This is a genomic window from Prosthecobacter fluviatilis, from assembly GCF_055388355.1.
Map to the genome: position 1 here is coordinate 2,168,617 of NZ_AP043782.1, position 14,515 is coordinate 2,183,131.

General features: G+C 61.0%; 13 protein-coding genes. 1 reads left to right on the forward strand and 12 read right to left on the reverse strand.

All coding sequences use genetic code 11. The features are described from left to right. Positions 1–2: 2 nt before the first annotated feature. The 6 genes from ACZ5WW_RS08385 to ACZ5WW_RS08410 form a co-directional block, all read right to left on the reverse strand. Positions 3–1,466 carry a hypothetical protein gene (locus ACZ5WW_RS08385; RefSeq protein WP_377165245.1) on the reverse strand — a complete coding sequence of 488 codons (1,464 nt, stop codon included), beginning with the start codon at positions 1,464–1,466 and terminating at the stop codon, positions 3–5. A gap of 71 nt (positions 1,467–1,537) precedes the next feature. Next, entirely contained in the window at positions 1,538–2,179 is a 642-nt protein-coding gene (locus ACZ5WW_RS08390; RefSeq protein ID WP_377165243.1) for an ATP-binding cassette domain-containing protein, read from the reverse strand. Beyond that, positions 2,176–3,105 (reverse strand): ABC transporter permease, encoded by a 930-nt coding sequence (locus ACZ5WW_RS08395; RefSeq protein ID WP_464694233.1) that lies wholly within the window; start codon positions 3,103–3,105, stop codon positions 2,176–2,178. Before ACZ5WW_RS08395 ends, ACZ5WW_RS08390 begins: the two co-directional genes overlap by 4 nt. Further along, positions 3,066–4,103 (reverse strand): GTPase ObgE, encoded by a 1,038-nt coding sequence (obgE, locus tag ACZ5WW_RS08400; protein WP_377165239.1) that lies wholly within the window; start codon positions 4,101–4,103, stop codon positions 3,066–3,068. Before obgE ends, ACZ5WW_RS08395 begins: the two co-directional genes overlap by 40 nt. 57 nt (positions 4,104–4,160) lie before the next feature. Then, entirely contained in the window at positions 4,161–5,984 is a 1,824-nt protein-coding gene (locus ACZ5WW_RS08405; RefSeq protein WP_377165237.1) for a hypothetical protein, read from the reverse strand. Positions 5,985–6,073: 89 nt separating this feature from the next. Next, on the reverse strand, positions 6,074–7,195 hold the full coding sequence (locus ACZ5WW_RS08410; protein WP_377165235.1) for a citrate synthase: 1,122 nt from the start codon (positions 7,193–7,195) through the stop codon (positions 6,074–6,076). Between the two features lie 175 nt (positions 7,196–7,370). Here ACZ5WW_RS08410 and ACZ5WW_RS08415 point away from each other — a divergent pair, with 175 nt between their 5' ends. After that, positions 7,371–7,853 carry a low molecular weight protein-tyrosine-phosphatase gene (locus tag ACZ5WW_RS08415; RefSeq protein ID WP_377165233.1) on the forward strand — a complete coding sequence of 161 codons (483 nt, stop codon included), beginning with the start codon at positions 7,371–7,373 and terminating at the stop codon, positions 7,851–7,853. Here ACZ5WW_RS08415 and ACZ5WW_RS08420 read toward each other — a convergent pair. The 6 genes from ACZ5WW_RS08420 to serS all read right to left on the reverse strand — a co-directional run bounded on the left by ACZ5WW_RS08420 (position 7,839) and on the right by serS (position 14,513). Then, positions 7,839–9,440 carry an NAD(P)/FAD-dependent oxidoreductase gene (locus ACZ5WW_RS08420; RefSeq protein ID WP_377165231.1) on the reverse strand — a complete coding sequence of 534 codons (1,602 nt, stop codon included), beginning with the start codon at positions 9,438–9,440 and terminating at the stop codon, positions 7,839–7,841. The two genes, ACZ5WW_RS08415 and ACZ5WW_RS08420, sit on opposite strands and share 15 nt — an antisense overlap. Positions 9,441–9,494: 54 nt before the next feature. Next, positions 9,495–10,430 (reverse strand): hypothetical protein, encoded by a 936-nt coding sequence (locus ACZ5WW_RS08425; protein ID WP_377165229.1) that lies wholly within the window; start codon positions 10,428–10,430, stop codon positions 9,495–9,497. A 92-nt stretch (positions 10,431–10,522) separates the two neighbouring features. After that, positions 10,523–11,683, reverse strand: a complete 1,161-nt coding sequence (locus ACZ5WW_RS08430; RefSeq protein WP_377165227.1) for an alpha/beta hydrolase fold domain-containing protein — start codon at positions 11,681–11,683, stop codon at positions 10,523–10,525. After that, entirely contained in the window at positions 11,680–12,240 is a 561-nt protein-coding gene (locus tag ACZ5WW_RS08435; RefSeq protein WP_377165225.1) for a MarR family winged helix-turn-helix transcriptional regulator, read from the reverse strand. The genes ACZ5WW_RS08430 and ACZ5WW_RS08435 overlap by 4 nt, the downstream gene beginning before the upstream one ends. A 57-nt stretch (positions 12,241–12,297) precedes the next feature. Further along, on the reverse strand, positions 12,298–13,236 hold the full coding sequence (locus ACZ5WW_RS08440; protein ID WP_377165223.1) for a S1 family peptidase: 939 nt from the start codon (positions 13,234–13,236) through the stop codon (positions 12,298–12,300). Positions 13,237–13,241: 5 nt separating this feature from the next. Further along, a complete protein-coding gene (gene serS / locus ACZ5WW_RS08445; protein ID WP_377165221.1) occupies positions 13,242–14,513 on the reverse strand; it encodes a serine--tRNA ligase in 1,272 nt (423 codons plus the stop codon). Positions 14,514–14,515 lie beyond the last annotated feature (2 nt).

Consider the following 14,515-nt stretch of genomic DNA (forward strand, 5'->3'; position numbering starts at 1 on the left):
CATTACGACACCGGAGACTTTGCGCGTGCGGATTCTTTGCGCACGGCCACAATGACTTCAGAGGCCAGTCCTTCGACCATCTGGGACCATAACTGCTCACGTCCGGCTATTTTTTCAGGCGACCAGCGGCCTGCCAGGCTGGTGCCGTCCAGTAGCACGATGAGCTCCGGCTCGGCGTGCCGCGTGAGGAGCCGCTGGCGCACGTCGGAGATGAGACGACGCTGTACTTCGGCCTCAGGGGTGGTGGCCATGCTGAAGAGCATCACCAGGCTGGCGCTGACAGGCTGCCAGGCAGCGGCAAATTCATCCTCCTCCCCCGCCGGGATGCGCACGTACTCTGCACGGGCCATGCCGCCAAAACGCTCCCGCACGCCACGATCCCACACCTCGCGATGCGAAACTGTAGGCTCGATGGCATGCACCAGCACCTGAATGCGCTCGCTGCCGCCTTCCACCGCACGCAGCAAAGACCGGAGGTAGCCGCCCCAGTTCAAGGCACGTGCCGGCTGCGAGACAACCCTGGAACAACGAGCCGCGCCCAGTGCTGCAAGCAGAAGACGCGGCAGCACGATGAGCACCAGCAGCGTGCCGGAGTAGAGGTGGATCCAGGCCAGGGCTGGCGCGGGTTTTTCCACCTTTCCCAACGTCCGATGCATGCCCGGTATCTGCTCTGAGGGCACGGGCACGCGGAGCACTTTGGAGGCCGGGGTGAACAGGGACTCAAAAAAAACCGCTGCCTCGGGCTCTCCGAGCAGCGTGCTTTCCCAGACTGCACGGTATTCGTGAGACCAGCCGCGGGCATAAAGGGCTGCGGCACCACCGAGGGCCAGCAAGGCCGCCGCAACGTGGAGCCACATGCGCAGCCGCATCTGCAAGCGCCGCCAAGCCAGAGGCCAGGCAAGTTCCTCATACCGGGAGCGCACAGCCTCAGCCACACCGCCGGCAGCCGCACCGCTGGACCTGGCCATGCGTGAAATGCCATGTGCGAGAAATTCCGCCACCCAGCCGCCACGGCCCGCCACAGCGGAGGCCGGCATGAATTCGCACAGCATGCCCAGAACAATGACCACCGCATTCCAAGCGAGCAGCCCCACCAGTGGCAGCGCCAGCAGATTGAACTCACCTGACTGCCCCAGATCGGCAAACCAGTAACCGATGACCAGTGCCAGAGCCCAGCCCGCCAGCGCCCAGGACCAACGCCCCTGCGGCACACAGAGCAGCTCCAGCACGCGGATCAATTCACCGCGCCAGCCAACGGCCTCCCGCTCCAGCCATTCGGCACGTTTGTCCAGAAAGGACTCCGAACGCTCCTCCAGCACATCTCCGGTGATGTCTTCAGAGGTCAGGCCTGCACGAGAATGAGCCGTGGCCTCACGCCGACGCTCCGCATTGACGAGAACGCCATCGGCATCGCTTTCTTCGAGTGCGCGCCATTTCAGGACGCGCTGCCAGTCTGTCCAATCCATGCAGGGGTGATTTTGGGGACACTAAACGCAGCTTTGGCCGGATTCCAATCTCACAGTGCAATTCGGGGCCTCTATTCCACCTCCAGCCGTCCTGCGACCATGCGCAGGTGCAGGGAGCCGAGCGCAGCGGCTTCGCTGCGGGAGTGGGTGACGTGCAAAACGGTGAGGGAATGCTGCTGCTGCACGTGCTGCAGGAGGGAGGCCGCCTCGGCGCGCATGCCTTCATCCAGTGCAGAGAGGGGCTCATCAAGCAGCAGAAGCCTGGGCTGGGCCGCCAGTGCACGCGCCAGGGCCACACGCTGCTTCTCCCCACCGGAAAGCATGTCTGGCTGACGATCCAGCAAAGGGGTGATGCCAAACTGCTCTGCAAGGCGACACACACGCTGGCTGATTTCGACCGGAGGCAAACCACGCAATTTGGGAGCAAAACCGATCTGCTCGCGAACACAGAGGCCCGGAAACAACGCCAGATCCTGCGGAACATACCCAATGCCACGCTCGCGAGGTTCCAAACGGGTCACGTCCACGCCGTCGAGCAGCACGCGGCCCGAAGCCGGTGCCCTGAGGCCACAGATGATTTCCAAGAGCGAGGTTTTACCGCAGCCGGTGGCGCCCATGAGCACGGCATAAGCGCCGGAAGGGATGTCCGCATTCACCTCCCGGAGGATGGTGCGGCCGGGAATGCTCCAGGAAATGTTTTCGAGCTGGATCATACTTTTTCCCCCGTGGCACGGACCGCCACCAACACCAGCACGGCCAGCAGCACCATGAACAAGCTGACCGCCACAGCCGCTTCGAGATTTCCCACGCTGAGCTCCAGCCAGACTGTCGTCGGCAGCACCTCTGTCTTCATGCGGGTGGCTCCGGCAAAGACGAGGATGGGCCCGAACTCCCCCAGGCTGCGCGCCCAGGCGATGCAAAACGCCGCCACCATGCCCCGCCGCGCCGCTGGCAGTGCGACATGCCAGAGCGACTGGAAACGTGTGCAGCCAAGGGTCAGGGCCACCTCCTCCGGCCTTGCGGAGAGATGCTGAAAGGTGCCGCGCATGGTGCGGATGGCGAAGGCTGCGGCCACGACGAACTGAGCGAGCACTACGCCAGCAATCTGGTAGGTAAACTGCATGATGCCTGGAATAGAAACCGGTGCGCGGAACTTCCATGCCCACAACTCCTTACCTTGGTCGTCCAAACTACGGAGGATGTAAATCCAATCGCCTTTGTTGACACCGTTCTCGACTATCTTACCGATTTGCGTCTGGAAAAAAATCAGCAAGCAGAGCCCAACAACCAGAGGGGGAAGGATGATGGGAATATCCAGCGCAGCGTCCAGCCATGCCTTGCCACGAAACTCCAGCCGTGACATCAGGTAGCCCACCGGCACAGCCAGCAGCAGTGCAAAAGCGGCCGCGAGCGTGCATGTGAGAAGACTCATCAGCGAGGCATGCCGTATCTCCGGCGACCGCAGCACGTGGAGCCAGGAGTCCGGTGTGCTGTACGTGGCGGTGGCGCCGAGCAACAGCGCCCAAAAGAACAGGTAACCCGCTGTGATCAACGCCAGAACCAGCCAGCAGAGATTGGAGCGGCTCAAACTCATGGAGATCACCACTCGACATCCTGCCCGATCTTCTCGTCGAGCCACTTGCGGAGCTTGTCGAGGCCTTCGCCGGTCTCGGCGGAAACGGGGTGGATTTTGATGCGTTTGAAGCGCTCCTTGAAGTTGGCCAGATTCTCCTGGCTCTCTGGGAGGTCGATCTTGTTGGCGATGATGCACCAGGGGCGTTTGGCCAGCTCTTTGGAGTAGAGGGAGACTTCCTTGCGCACGATTTCGAGATCAGAAACGGGATCGCGGCCCTCGGTGCCTGCGGTATCGACCACAAAAAGGAGCACACGGCAGCGCATGATGTGGCGCAGGAAATCATGACCCAGGCCGATGTTTTCATGCGCGCCTTCGATCAGACCGGGAATATCCGCCAGGCTGCCGCGGCGGTTGGGGCCGAACTCGATCACGCCGACCATGGGCTGCAGCGTGGTGAAGGGATAATTGGCGATCTTCGGCTTGGCGGCGCTGAGCTTGGAGAGCAGCGTGGACTTGCCCGCATTCGGGGCTCCGACGAATCCGGCATCCGCGATGCTGCGCATTTCGAAGTGAAAGTCCCCCTCTTCGCCGGGAGTGCCGGGGGTAAACTCACGCGGGGCCTGATGGGTCGAGGTCTTGAAGTGTACATTCCCCTTCCCTCCCTTGCCGCCTTTGCAGAGGACATAGGTGGAGTTTGTCTCTGTGAGGTCAGCCACCGGCTCATAGCGGGTGACGAGTTCGTTGGTTTCGTTGTCGTATTCCTGGATGACACGGCTGACGAGCGTGCCGGGGGGAACCTTGTAGATCACGTCCTTGCCGCTGCGGCCGGTGCACTGCGTGGCACCGCCCTTGGCACCGTCTTCGGCGATGAGGCGGTTGTTGAAGACGTAATTGCGCAGGCTGTCGGTGCTGGGATCCACCAGCAGGATGAGGCTGCCGCCGTTCCCGCCGTCTCCGCCGTCAGGGCCACCCTTGGGACGAAATTTTCCGCGATGGAAATGCGCGCTGCCATCACCGCCTTTACCGGCCCGTGCGTGAACTTTGATTTGATCTACAAACATGTGACGGAGCAGTTAACCGGGGATGGGCATGGGAGCAAGGCCTAGCTTTGAGCACTGCTACTGCGAAGCGGCCTCCTTGTCAGAGCCCGCAGGCCTGACCGGGGTGGGGTAAAAAAGCTGCATGGCACGGCGAATTTGCGGGCTCTTCTGGCTGGCAGCGTAGATGGCGTCAGTCACATTGCGATGTCTGGCAAACAGGTGATAGGCGCTGAGAGCCTCAAAACCGGCATTCAGCGAGCCTTCCATGGGCAGGTAGCTGCGGCCGTCCACATTGAGATTTTCGACCATGCCCCAAGGAGGGAAGTAACCGGCCTTTTCCATGCGCTCCAGCAAGGCATAGGTCTCCGAGGCCTGCGGATTGAGCGTGGCGGACATCAGTATGTAGTGGGGATGGATGAGCTTCTGGCCCGGGAGGTCAACGCCGCCCACGTAGTAGCCGTTGCCCGCCTGATTTTCGCCGGCGGAAAGACCGTAGATGCCGTGGCGTGCGGCGTCTGACTGGGGCCAGCGCTTGGGGATGTAGGCACGCTGGGCGCCGAGCATGGCGCGACGCACGCTGAGCCAGCGCACACCGTCGTGGAGGTCTGGCATGTCGCTGTCGAAATCGGGAAAAAACAAGCTTTGGAGCTCGGTGATGAAGCCGGTGCCCTGCCATGCCTTGCCCGGAGTGCGCATCGGAGGAGGACGGTGTGCGGGATTGGCGATGCCTTCCAAGAGCATCACCAGGGTTGTTTCCCCGCCCCAGTCCTGCCAGCCATGCGGGAGGAGGGAGACACCGTCTTCGGCAAGGCCATGGGAAAGATGACCGTCGGGCAAATGCAGCAGGTCGAAATCGATCTCCTTGATCTGCAGGATCAGGTCTTCCGCAACTGCCGGAACATCCAGCATGAGGGCTGCAAGCAGCATGGACTGTGCGTAGATCGCCGTGTCCACGGTGCTGAACTCGGTGCCCGGATGGATGGAGTAGGCGTTTTCATGACCGTGACGGTGGACAAAATGGGGCAGCAGGCCACGCCCGGTCCTGAGCTTTTTCATGGCCTCATGGGTGCGGGTGAGCACCCAGCGCGCGTAATCCGGCGTCACGATGCCGAGCGGCTCCTGAGCCGCGGCCGCCGAGGCGAGCACATACATGCCGGTGGCGGAGACGGATTCAAAAGCGCCCTCCTCAATGTGAGCACGGTCACGCACAAAGCCTGTGCCAATGGAGTAACAGCGCGCGATCTTCGCATACGAGGCGAGGAAGGCATAAATGTCCCAGGGCATCTGGGGCAGCTCAACGCCGAGAAAGAGGCCTGAGACTTTGACCTCTGCACCGGGCTCGGCCGTCCACACGATGGTTTTTCCATCGCGCACGGACTCAGGAGCCACCGGATACACAAACATGCGGTATTGCGGCTCATTGAGCTCGATCATCTGCGTCCAGCGCGTTTCATCGGTGGGGGACTTGATCTCCAGCTTGATCTTGCCCTGCCCTGCGGCCCGAAGCATCACCGCCGTGACCCGGGGCTGGAACTTGGTGGTTATCTGCTCGGGGTAGGCATGTGTAAAATCCATCACCCGGGCCGGATTACGCGCCTGCCCGGCCAGACTGTGCCACATGCCGGCCCAGGCATCGGGCTCCTGGCTGAGGTGCACCACGATTTCGTCCGTGAGCCATTCGATCTCGTGCTCGGCAGGCCCGTGGAAGCCGAAGTCTGTGCCGATGTGGGTGTAAGCGGTGAACGAGTTCAGCCGCTTGGTTCCGGCGAGGACTTGCTGCCGCTCATCACGATGAATGAAATACTCCTGCACCGGCTGCCACACAAGACGCGTGGCTGGCTGGGCCATCAGCTGCGTGCATAGCGTCACAGCGACGGCCCCGATGGTTGGGAGAAGACGCATAAAAGTGCCAAGCATAGTGGCAAACCGTGAGATTTGCCACCTTTGCAGCATGCAAAATTCGTCCTTTCAGCCCGTACCGGCGGCCTCAATCAGCGCTCGTCGATCGGCACGACCTTCTGGCCATAAGGCTTGCCGACGTATTCGCTGAGCGGGCGGAAGAGGCGGTTTTCGCTCCACTGCTCCAGCACGTGGGCGGTCCAGCCGCTCATGCGGGCGATGGCGAAGATCGGGGTGAAAAGATCGGTCGGGATGCCCAGGCTGTAGTAAACCGTGGCGCTGTAGAAATCGACGTTGGCGTTGAGGTTTTTCTGCTCGCGCATGATCTGGGCGATGCGCTCAGACATCTGGATCCATTTGGACTCGCCCAGCTGGCTGGTGAGCTGGATGGCCATCTCACGAAGATGCGGGGCGCGGGGATCGAGGACCTTGTAAACACGGTGGCCGATGCCCATGATTTTCTTCTTCTGGGCCAGGGCGTCTGCGACCCAGGCGTCCACCTTGTCGGGGCTGCCGATCTCTTCCAGCATGTGGATGACGCCTTCATTGGCACCGCCGTGCAGGGGACCTTTGAGCGCGCCGATAGCGGCGCTGATGGCGGAGAACATGTCGCTGAGGGTGGAGGCTACCACACGGGCCGTGAAGGTGGAGGCATTGAAGCCGTGCTCGGCATGCAGGATGTAGGCGATGTCGAGGGTCTTTTCAGCCTCCTTGCTGGGCACTTCGCCGTTCATCAAATACAGGAAGTGGGCAGCTTCGCTGAGGTCCTTGCGCACGGGGGGCAGTTCCAGCCCCTGGCGTGCACGGTGGAAGTAGGCGGCGATGACACCGATCTGCGAGGTGAGACGGATGGCGTTTGCCAGGTTTTCACTGACCTCGATGTCATGGCGCTTCAAATCGTAGCAGCCGAGCATGGAAACTGCCGTGCGCATGATGTCGATGGGCTTGGCCGTCTTTGGCGCAGACTTGAGGAAATCAATGACCCCCTGGGGAAGCTCACGCTCAGCACGCAGCGCGGTGGTCAGCTTTTCCAGTTCCGCGCGGTTGGGGAGCTTGTTGTAGTAGAGCAGATGGACGACTTCCTCGTAGCTGACTTTGACGAGTTCGTTGATGTCATAGCCGCAGTAAAAAAGCACGCCTTCGGCGCCTTTGACTTCCCCGAGACGGGTTTCAGCAGCTACGATTCCTTCGAGACCTTTGGATACTACAGACATGGATGAGGGCGTGGGGTTAAGGTTTTAATAAATAGCAGATAGCGTGCTCAAACTACGCCTCAACCAAAGAGTCATTCTCAAGAAAAGAAATCTTCCTGGGGGGATGCCGGGCATCCCTTGCAGACAGGGGGTGTTTTTTGTTTGTGCGAAGGCCGGTGCTGGCCTAGCTCCAGCAATGGCCGCCCCCTTTCGCCTGCTTTTCGTCTGCCTGGGAAACATCTGCCGCTCCCCTGCGGCAGAAGGTGTCATGCGGGCGCTGGTCGAAACTAAAGGATTTGCTGACCGTGTTTTGATCCGCTCGGCAGGCACGCAGGGCTGGCATGCGGGCAAACTGCCCGACCAAAGGATGCGCACTGCAGCACAAAATCGGGGCTATGATCTCAGCAGCCGCGCCCGGCAGGTCACCGAAGCCGATTTGCGAGAGTATGACCTTGTGCTTGTCATGGACCGGCAAAATCTGAAGGACGTCCGGGCTTATGACCGGGACTCCCAGTTCGATTCAAAGATTCGTTTGTTTTGTGAATTCTGCACGGACCACCAGGAAAGCGAGGTGCCGGACCCCTACTACGGCGGAGAGCAGGGATTTGAGCTGGTGCTGGATCTTCTGGAGGACGGGTGCCGCGGGGTGCTGGAGCACATTCGCTCAGCCCTGGCGTAAAATCGCCTCGGCCACGCGCATGCCGTCAGCAGCAGCGGAAATGATGCCGCCTGCATAGCCCGCCCCTTCTCCGGCAGGATAAAAATGCCTCACCCCGGTGCACTCCAGGGTCTGAGGATCACGCGGAATGCGCACTGGCGAGGAGCTGCGTGTCTCGACCCCGGTGAGCACCGCATCCTCAAGGTCAAAGCCAGGGAGGTTTTTTTCGATGCGGGGGATGGCCTCCTGAAGGGTCTCGACCGTGTATTCGGGCAGCACTTCGCACAGATTTGACCAGACGACCCCAGGCTCGTAGGAGGGCAGCACCTTGCCGGGCCCGGTCGAGGCACGACCTGCGAGGAAATCACCGAGCAGCTGCGCCGGGGCGTGATAGTTGCCCCCGCCGAGCACGAAGGCCCGGCGCTCAAGATTGCGCTGAAACTCGATGCCGCTCAGAACATCCCCCGCCGGCATGTCCTCGGGCCGCACATCCACCATGAAGCCGCTGTTGGCATTCGATTCTGCACGCGCGTAGCTGCTCATGCCGTTGGTCACCACCATGCCCGGCTCTGAAGTGGCCGCCACGACGAGCCCGCCGGGACACATGCAGAAGCTGTAGGCCGCACGCCCGGTGCCGCAGTGGGCGACGAACTTGTAGGGTGCTGAGCCAAGCCGTGCATGACCGGCCCATTTGCCGTAGAGGCTGCGGTCGATCAATTTTTGCGGGTGCTCAATGCGCACCCCGATGGAAAAGGGCTTGGCCTCAAACGGCACGCCATGCCGGTGCAGCATGGAAAAGGTGTCCCGCGAGCTGTGGCCGATGCCAAAGATGAAGCATGAGCCTTCGATAGTCTCTCCGCCTGCCAGGGTCACCGCCCGCATGACACCGTTTTCGATCACCACATCGGCCACGCGGGCGCTGAAACGCACCTCGCCGCCGAGGGCGATGATTTCTTCACGCACATGGCGCACCACCTTGATGAGACGGTCCGTACCGATGTGGGGTCTGCTTTTGATCAAAATATCCTCCGGGGCTCCGGCGGCCACCATTTCACGCAGCAGCCAGGGAATGCGGTGCTCACGGTCCCGGATCTGAGTATAGAGCTTGCCATCCGAGAAAGTGCCGGCACCGCCTTCGCCAAACTGCACGTTTGATTCCGCATTGAAATCCCAGCCGCGCCGCCAGAAGCCGGTCACATCGCGTGCACGATCTCCGGCCGCCTTGCCACGCTCCAGAAGAATGGGCTTCAGCCCGGCACGGGCCAGCAGCAGGCCGCAAAACAGGCCGCAAGGCCCGGTGCCAACGATCACCGGACGTGCAGAGTCCGGACGCGCCGCGCTTTGTGCGACTTGCTGATAGACCTCCTCCGGAGCGGGGCCGATACGGGGATTTTTGCCGATGCGCCTGAGCACGCGAGCCTCGTCCTTCACTTCGACAAGAAGGGTGAAGCTGAACTCGACATGGCCGCGCCGTGCGTCGATGGCCCGCTGCTTGACCTTGAGACTGATCACGTCTTCGTCACGTACGGCCAGCTGTTTCACCACGGCACGACGCAGATCGTCATCCTGGTGATCGACGGGAAGGAGAACCTGAGAGAGCTGCAGCATGCGGGCGGGATTTTGGCGACTGAGCCAATAGCCCACGCCAAAGCCATATCAACCCTACTTCGCGTTTGCCGCTTTCTCCTGAGGCGGAGCGTACCAGCCAAAAACCTTGTCTCCGTTAAACAGTTTGTGATGCTCGGGGGTCATGCCGCCGTAATCGGCGATGACGCCTTCACGCTCCACGGTGCCGACGCGGAGATTGGCATACACGTCCCCTTCGTCGTAGAGAACGTGGAGCGGGTCGCGGGAGCGCAGCTGCACGCCCTGCACGGGCTTGACGACGGTAAACCTCCAGGTGGTGTCGATGTGCTGAATGGAGCCGAGCTCCTGGTAGGTGAGCGCTTTCGGCACATTTTTGAGGTCATACTGGGCCACATTGTGCGCGCGCCAGGGGTCGTAGGCGAGGCTGGCAGGATTGGCGTAGTCGCCAGTCCAGAGCCGCTGATAGGGAGTGGGGTCTGGCTGTGCAGCCCGAATGGCGGCGGGAGATTGTGTGACTGGGAAGCTGTGGCGGACGGGCAACGGATCCACCCGCTCAACGATTTTCCCGACGAGGGCAAACACATCGCTCACCCGGCCATACTTGAAAAACTGGTATGAGTCGATCAGCTCCGAATCGGAGACGCGTGTCTTTTTGACGGTCAAGCGATGCTCGCTGGCATTCGAAAACAGATTGAAGCTGAGCAGGTAGTCGATGTCCTTTCCGAGTGCGGGCCCTTTGTCTGGCGCAGCCTTGGGCAATGCCAGCGTCTGGGTGCCTGTGGTGGTTTCCTGAGTGGTCAGGTTAAAGACACGCATCTGACCGCGGCGCAGCAGGTGGGTGCTGAGGCTGTCTGCCAGCGCCCGGCCCAGATCAGGGCGCCGGGTGCCATCCACCGTCACATCCTCAGCATAGATGGCGACCTTGGGCCGCTCCGCGCTTTTGATGCTCCAGTCTCCTTCCGCACGGATTTTTGAGGAGATGCCCGAGGCTAGGGTTAGAAGAGCAGCCAAGGCGAAAGTGATGCGATGCTGGTGCATGTCCTGTTGGAGTTCAGGAGATGTTAATGGTTCAAAAATCGCTTGGGAAGCGAAATTTCGCCCCCTCATGGGCGTGGACCGGGACGGTTCAAAAAGGCCTCATGCTCTGTTTTTTCCAGCAGGCCGTCGTTATTTAGGTCAAGCGCCTTAAAGAGCTGAGGCGGACCGCTGAACTCCTCTTTGCTGACCTTGCCGTCCCTGTCCTTGTCGTCGCGGCCAGTGATGACCTCCCAGGGAATGCCACGCCGACCGCCGGTTGGAGGCGTGCCTTTGCGCGGATCACGCTGCATCATCGCCGCATCCGCAGTGCTTTCGGTGGTCAGGGCTTCAACCTTTGCCGAATTGTTTTTCAGACGCTCGGCGAAGAACTGACTGACCATGTCGTCGATGTTTTTGCCGGCAAAACCCGGTCCGCCGTGTCCGGCACCGTGGATCGTGTGAAAATGCACGCTGACCTCCGACTGCTTGAGCGCATCAAACAAGAGCTGGCTCTGATTGATCGGCACGGTGGGGTCCTTGTCGCCATGCACGATGAGGAAAGGAGGATCATCCCTGGTGGCATAGGTGATCGGATTGACGCGGGCGGCCTTGTCTTTGTTTTGCATCACAGCCCCGCCGATGAGTTTCGCCTCGGGTGAAGCATCCGTGGCATGACTCTCATATCCCGGTGTGGTGACGAAGACGGTGAAGTCCGTCGGCCCGTAGTAGTCGCACACCGCCTGCACGCGGCTTGACTGGTCGAGATTTGCCCCGACGTCGAGCTCCTTCACATCTCCGCTGGTGCCGATCAGCGCCACCAGATGCCCGCCAGCCGAGCTGCCCCAGACGCCGAAGCGCTCAGGATTGAGCGAATACTCCTTGGCATGCGCCCGCAGCCAGCGGATGGCGGCCTTGCAGTCCTCGATCTGCGCGGGGAAAACGGCATGACCGCTGAGACGGTAGTTGATGCTGGCCACCGCATAACCCTGCGCGACATAACCGGCACGCAGGGGTGGGCAGCCCTCCTTGCTGCCATTCTGCCAGCCGCCTCCATGGACCCAGATGATAAGAGGCAGTGGGCCTTCGGCTTTCTCCGGCAGATAGAGGTCCAGCTTGTGCCGCTCATGACCGCCTTCGACATAGGTGAGATCATGGATCTCTCTGACTCCGGCGGGAAGTCGCGGCTGCTGTGCCCGGAGGAGGGAGCAGGAGGCCGCCATCAGAAGGATGCAGGCGATGTGTTTCATGAATGAGTGCGGCGGTGGTTGGGATGGCCCGTCAAAAACGAATGCTGAAGGGCGTCATCCTGCTGCAGAGCGGTGATGATGCGGAGCAGGATTCCTGAGACCTGCACTGCCTCGTCAGGCGCCAATCCGTGCTCCACCGCAGCGAGCACACGATGATGGAGCTCGCGGACACGGGGCTCGATTTCAAGGCCCAGCGCCGTGAGGCGCACCCGCACTGCACGACCATCCTGCGGACAAGGGCTCATGGTGACCAGACCTGATTTTTTCAGACGGCCCAGCAGAGAATTCAGCGCTGATGCCGAACGCTGGGTGCGGGCTGCGAGCTCCTTGATAATGCAGCCATCCTGCTCATAGAGCGCAAAGAGAACCGGAGCCATGCCAGGCTGCAGCAACCCGTCCAGCCGGAGCTCCCTGAGCATGCGCTCCACCAGGGCCTGGAAGTGGATGTTTGTCCGTGTGATCAGCGCCGGCAGGTCATCAAGTGGAGAGGCACAGCCGACAGTGGCGCTCTTTACTGGGCGGAAAGAGGATAGAATGTGATGTGGGCTGCCGACCATGATGCTTTAGGGGTGAAGCATCGAACCCACGCAGCGCGCCGAAGTTGCGGAAAATGATCAGGGCTTTTTCACAAGCGCCAGGATTTCCACGGCACCAATGGCCTGATGAAACACGATCTGGGTGCCCAACTGCTGGCTGACTGTGGCCTCATTTTTTCTTTTCCGCGCAGGCAGGGACTCTTCGAGAACGGTCTGGATTTCGGAGACATGCCCCACGGCATTGCCAAACTGGTCAACAAGCGCCGAGCCGCTGGATCCTGGCGCCCAGTCGGTGGTTGTCTCCAGCCAGACCGGCTTGGGAAGCTCTGTGCCTTCCGGCAGTTTGCCTGCTTCTTTTTTGGTCATGAAGGGGCGCTTCACGAAGCGGCTCACAATGCCCTCGCTGAAATAGCCGCGTTTGCCTCCTGGGTCGCTGAAACACCACACGGCATCCCCCGGACTCACGTCCAGGCTGAGAGGCAGCGGTGTGAGCGGCCGGTCTGACTTCACCCGAAGGATGGCGCAGTCAGTCGCGGCGTTGCATGCAAGAACCTCGATGACAGGCAATATCACATCATCTTCCGTAGCAGCAACAAGCCAGCCTTCCTTCATGCTGGGAGGCGGGGCAATCACATGAGCGCAAGTGGCCACCGTGCCGTCTGCCGTCAGGGCATAGCCGCCTGACAGATCGAGATGCCACTTGTCACACTTGGAGCACAAATAGAGCTGCCCCACACGAAGGTGTGCCATGCGCGCCCGCTGCCAGCGCTCGCGTGGCGAGAGGGGCTTGGAATCAGCAGCAGGCAGGGCGATGACACACTGGGTGCGCTGCGCCTGCTCGAGAGCTTTGGTCATCGACAGCAGCTCCGAAGCAGCCTGCAGCTTTTTCGCCTGGTCTGTGAGAACGGCATTCGGCCGTGCGCCCCGGCCTTCCGAATACACCGGCACGCCTGGCGCCTGCGCGCAGGCCATGCGGGCGGAGACCAGCAAAATCAGCAGAGCGCAGGCGTGTTTCATAGGCCTCAGCCGATTTTTTCGGAGCCAAAGTGGCCGCGCAGGGCCTCTGGAATGCGGATAGTTCCGTCAGCCTGCTGGTAGGTTTCGACGAGGGCGACAAACAGACGCGCCAGTGCCGTGCCGGAGCCATTGAGCGTGTGGGGGACGCGGTTTTTGCCGTTTTCATCCTTGTAGCGCAGGTTCATGCGACGGGCCTGATAGTCGCCGAAGTTTGAGCAGCTGGAGACTTCGAGGTAGGTGCCCTGCCCCGGAGCCCAGACTTCGATGTCGTAGGTTTTGGCTGAACCAAAGCCGATGTCACCGGTGCAGAGCTCGATCACGCGATAGTGCAGGCCGAGAAGCTGAAGCACTTTTTCAGCATTGGCGGTGAGGCTTTCCAGCTCCGCCATGCTGGTTTCTGGCGTGGTGATCTTAACGAGTTCGACCTTGTCGAACTGGTGCATGCGAATGAGCCCGCGGGTGCCGAGGCCTGCGCTGCCAGCCTCGCGCCGGAAGCAGGGCGTGTAGGCTGCGTAATTTACGGGAAGTTTTTCGAGCGGCAGGATTTCATCGCGGTGGAGATTCGTCACCGGCACCTCTGCGGTAGGGATGAGATAGAGATCATCCGTGGCGCTGTGATAGACCTGGTCTCCAAATTTTGGGAGCTGTCCGGTGCCAACAAGGCACTCCGATTTCACAAGTAGCGGCGGGCTGATTTCCTCGTAGCCGTGTTGTGTGGTGTGAAGGTCGAGCAGGAAGCTGATGAGGGCGCGCTCCAGACGAGCGCCTGCACCACGGTAAACCACAAAAGCGCTGCCGGAGATTTTGGCACCGGCTTCGAAGTCGAGCATGCCGAGAGCCGCTCCGAGAGCCGTATGATCCTTCGGCTGAAAATCAAAGGCTGGCTTTGTGCCCCAGACACGCACCTCAGGATTTTCCTCCGCGCTGCCGCCCACGGGACAGGCTTCATGCGGGAGATTGGGAATGCTGAGAAGGATGTCGCGCTGGCGGATGTCTGCCGCATCGGCTTCGCGGCCGATTTCCTCGATGCGGCTGCCGATGCCACGCACCTCAGCTTCGATAGAGGTGGTGTCCTCACCTTTCTTCTTGGCGATGCCGATCTCCTTGCTGATGCGGTTGCGGTCACTTTGGAGTTTCTGGCGCTCGGTTTCAGCGGCACGGCGCTGAGTGTCGATGCTGATGACTTCATCCACCAATGAGGCGAAGTCGCCGCTGCGATTGGCGAGGCGCTGTTTGACCTGGTCTGGATTGTCACGGATAAGGCGGATGTCGAGCATAG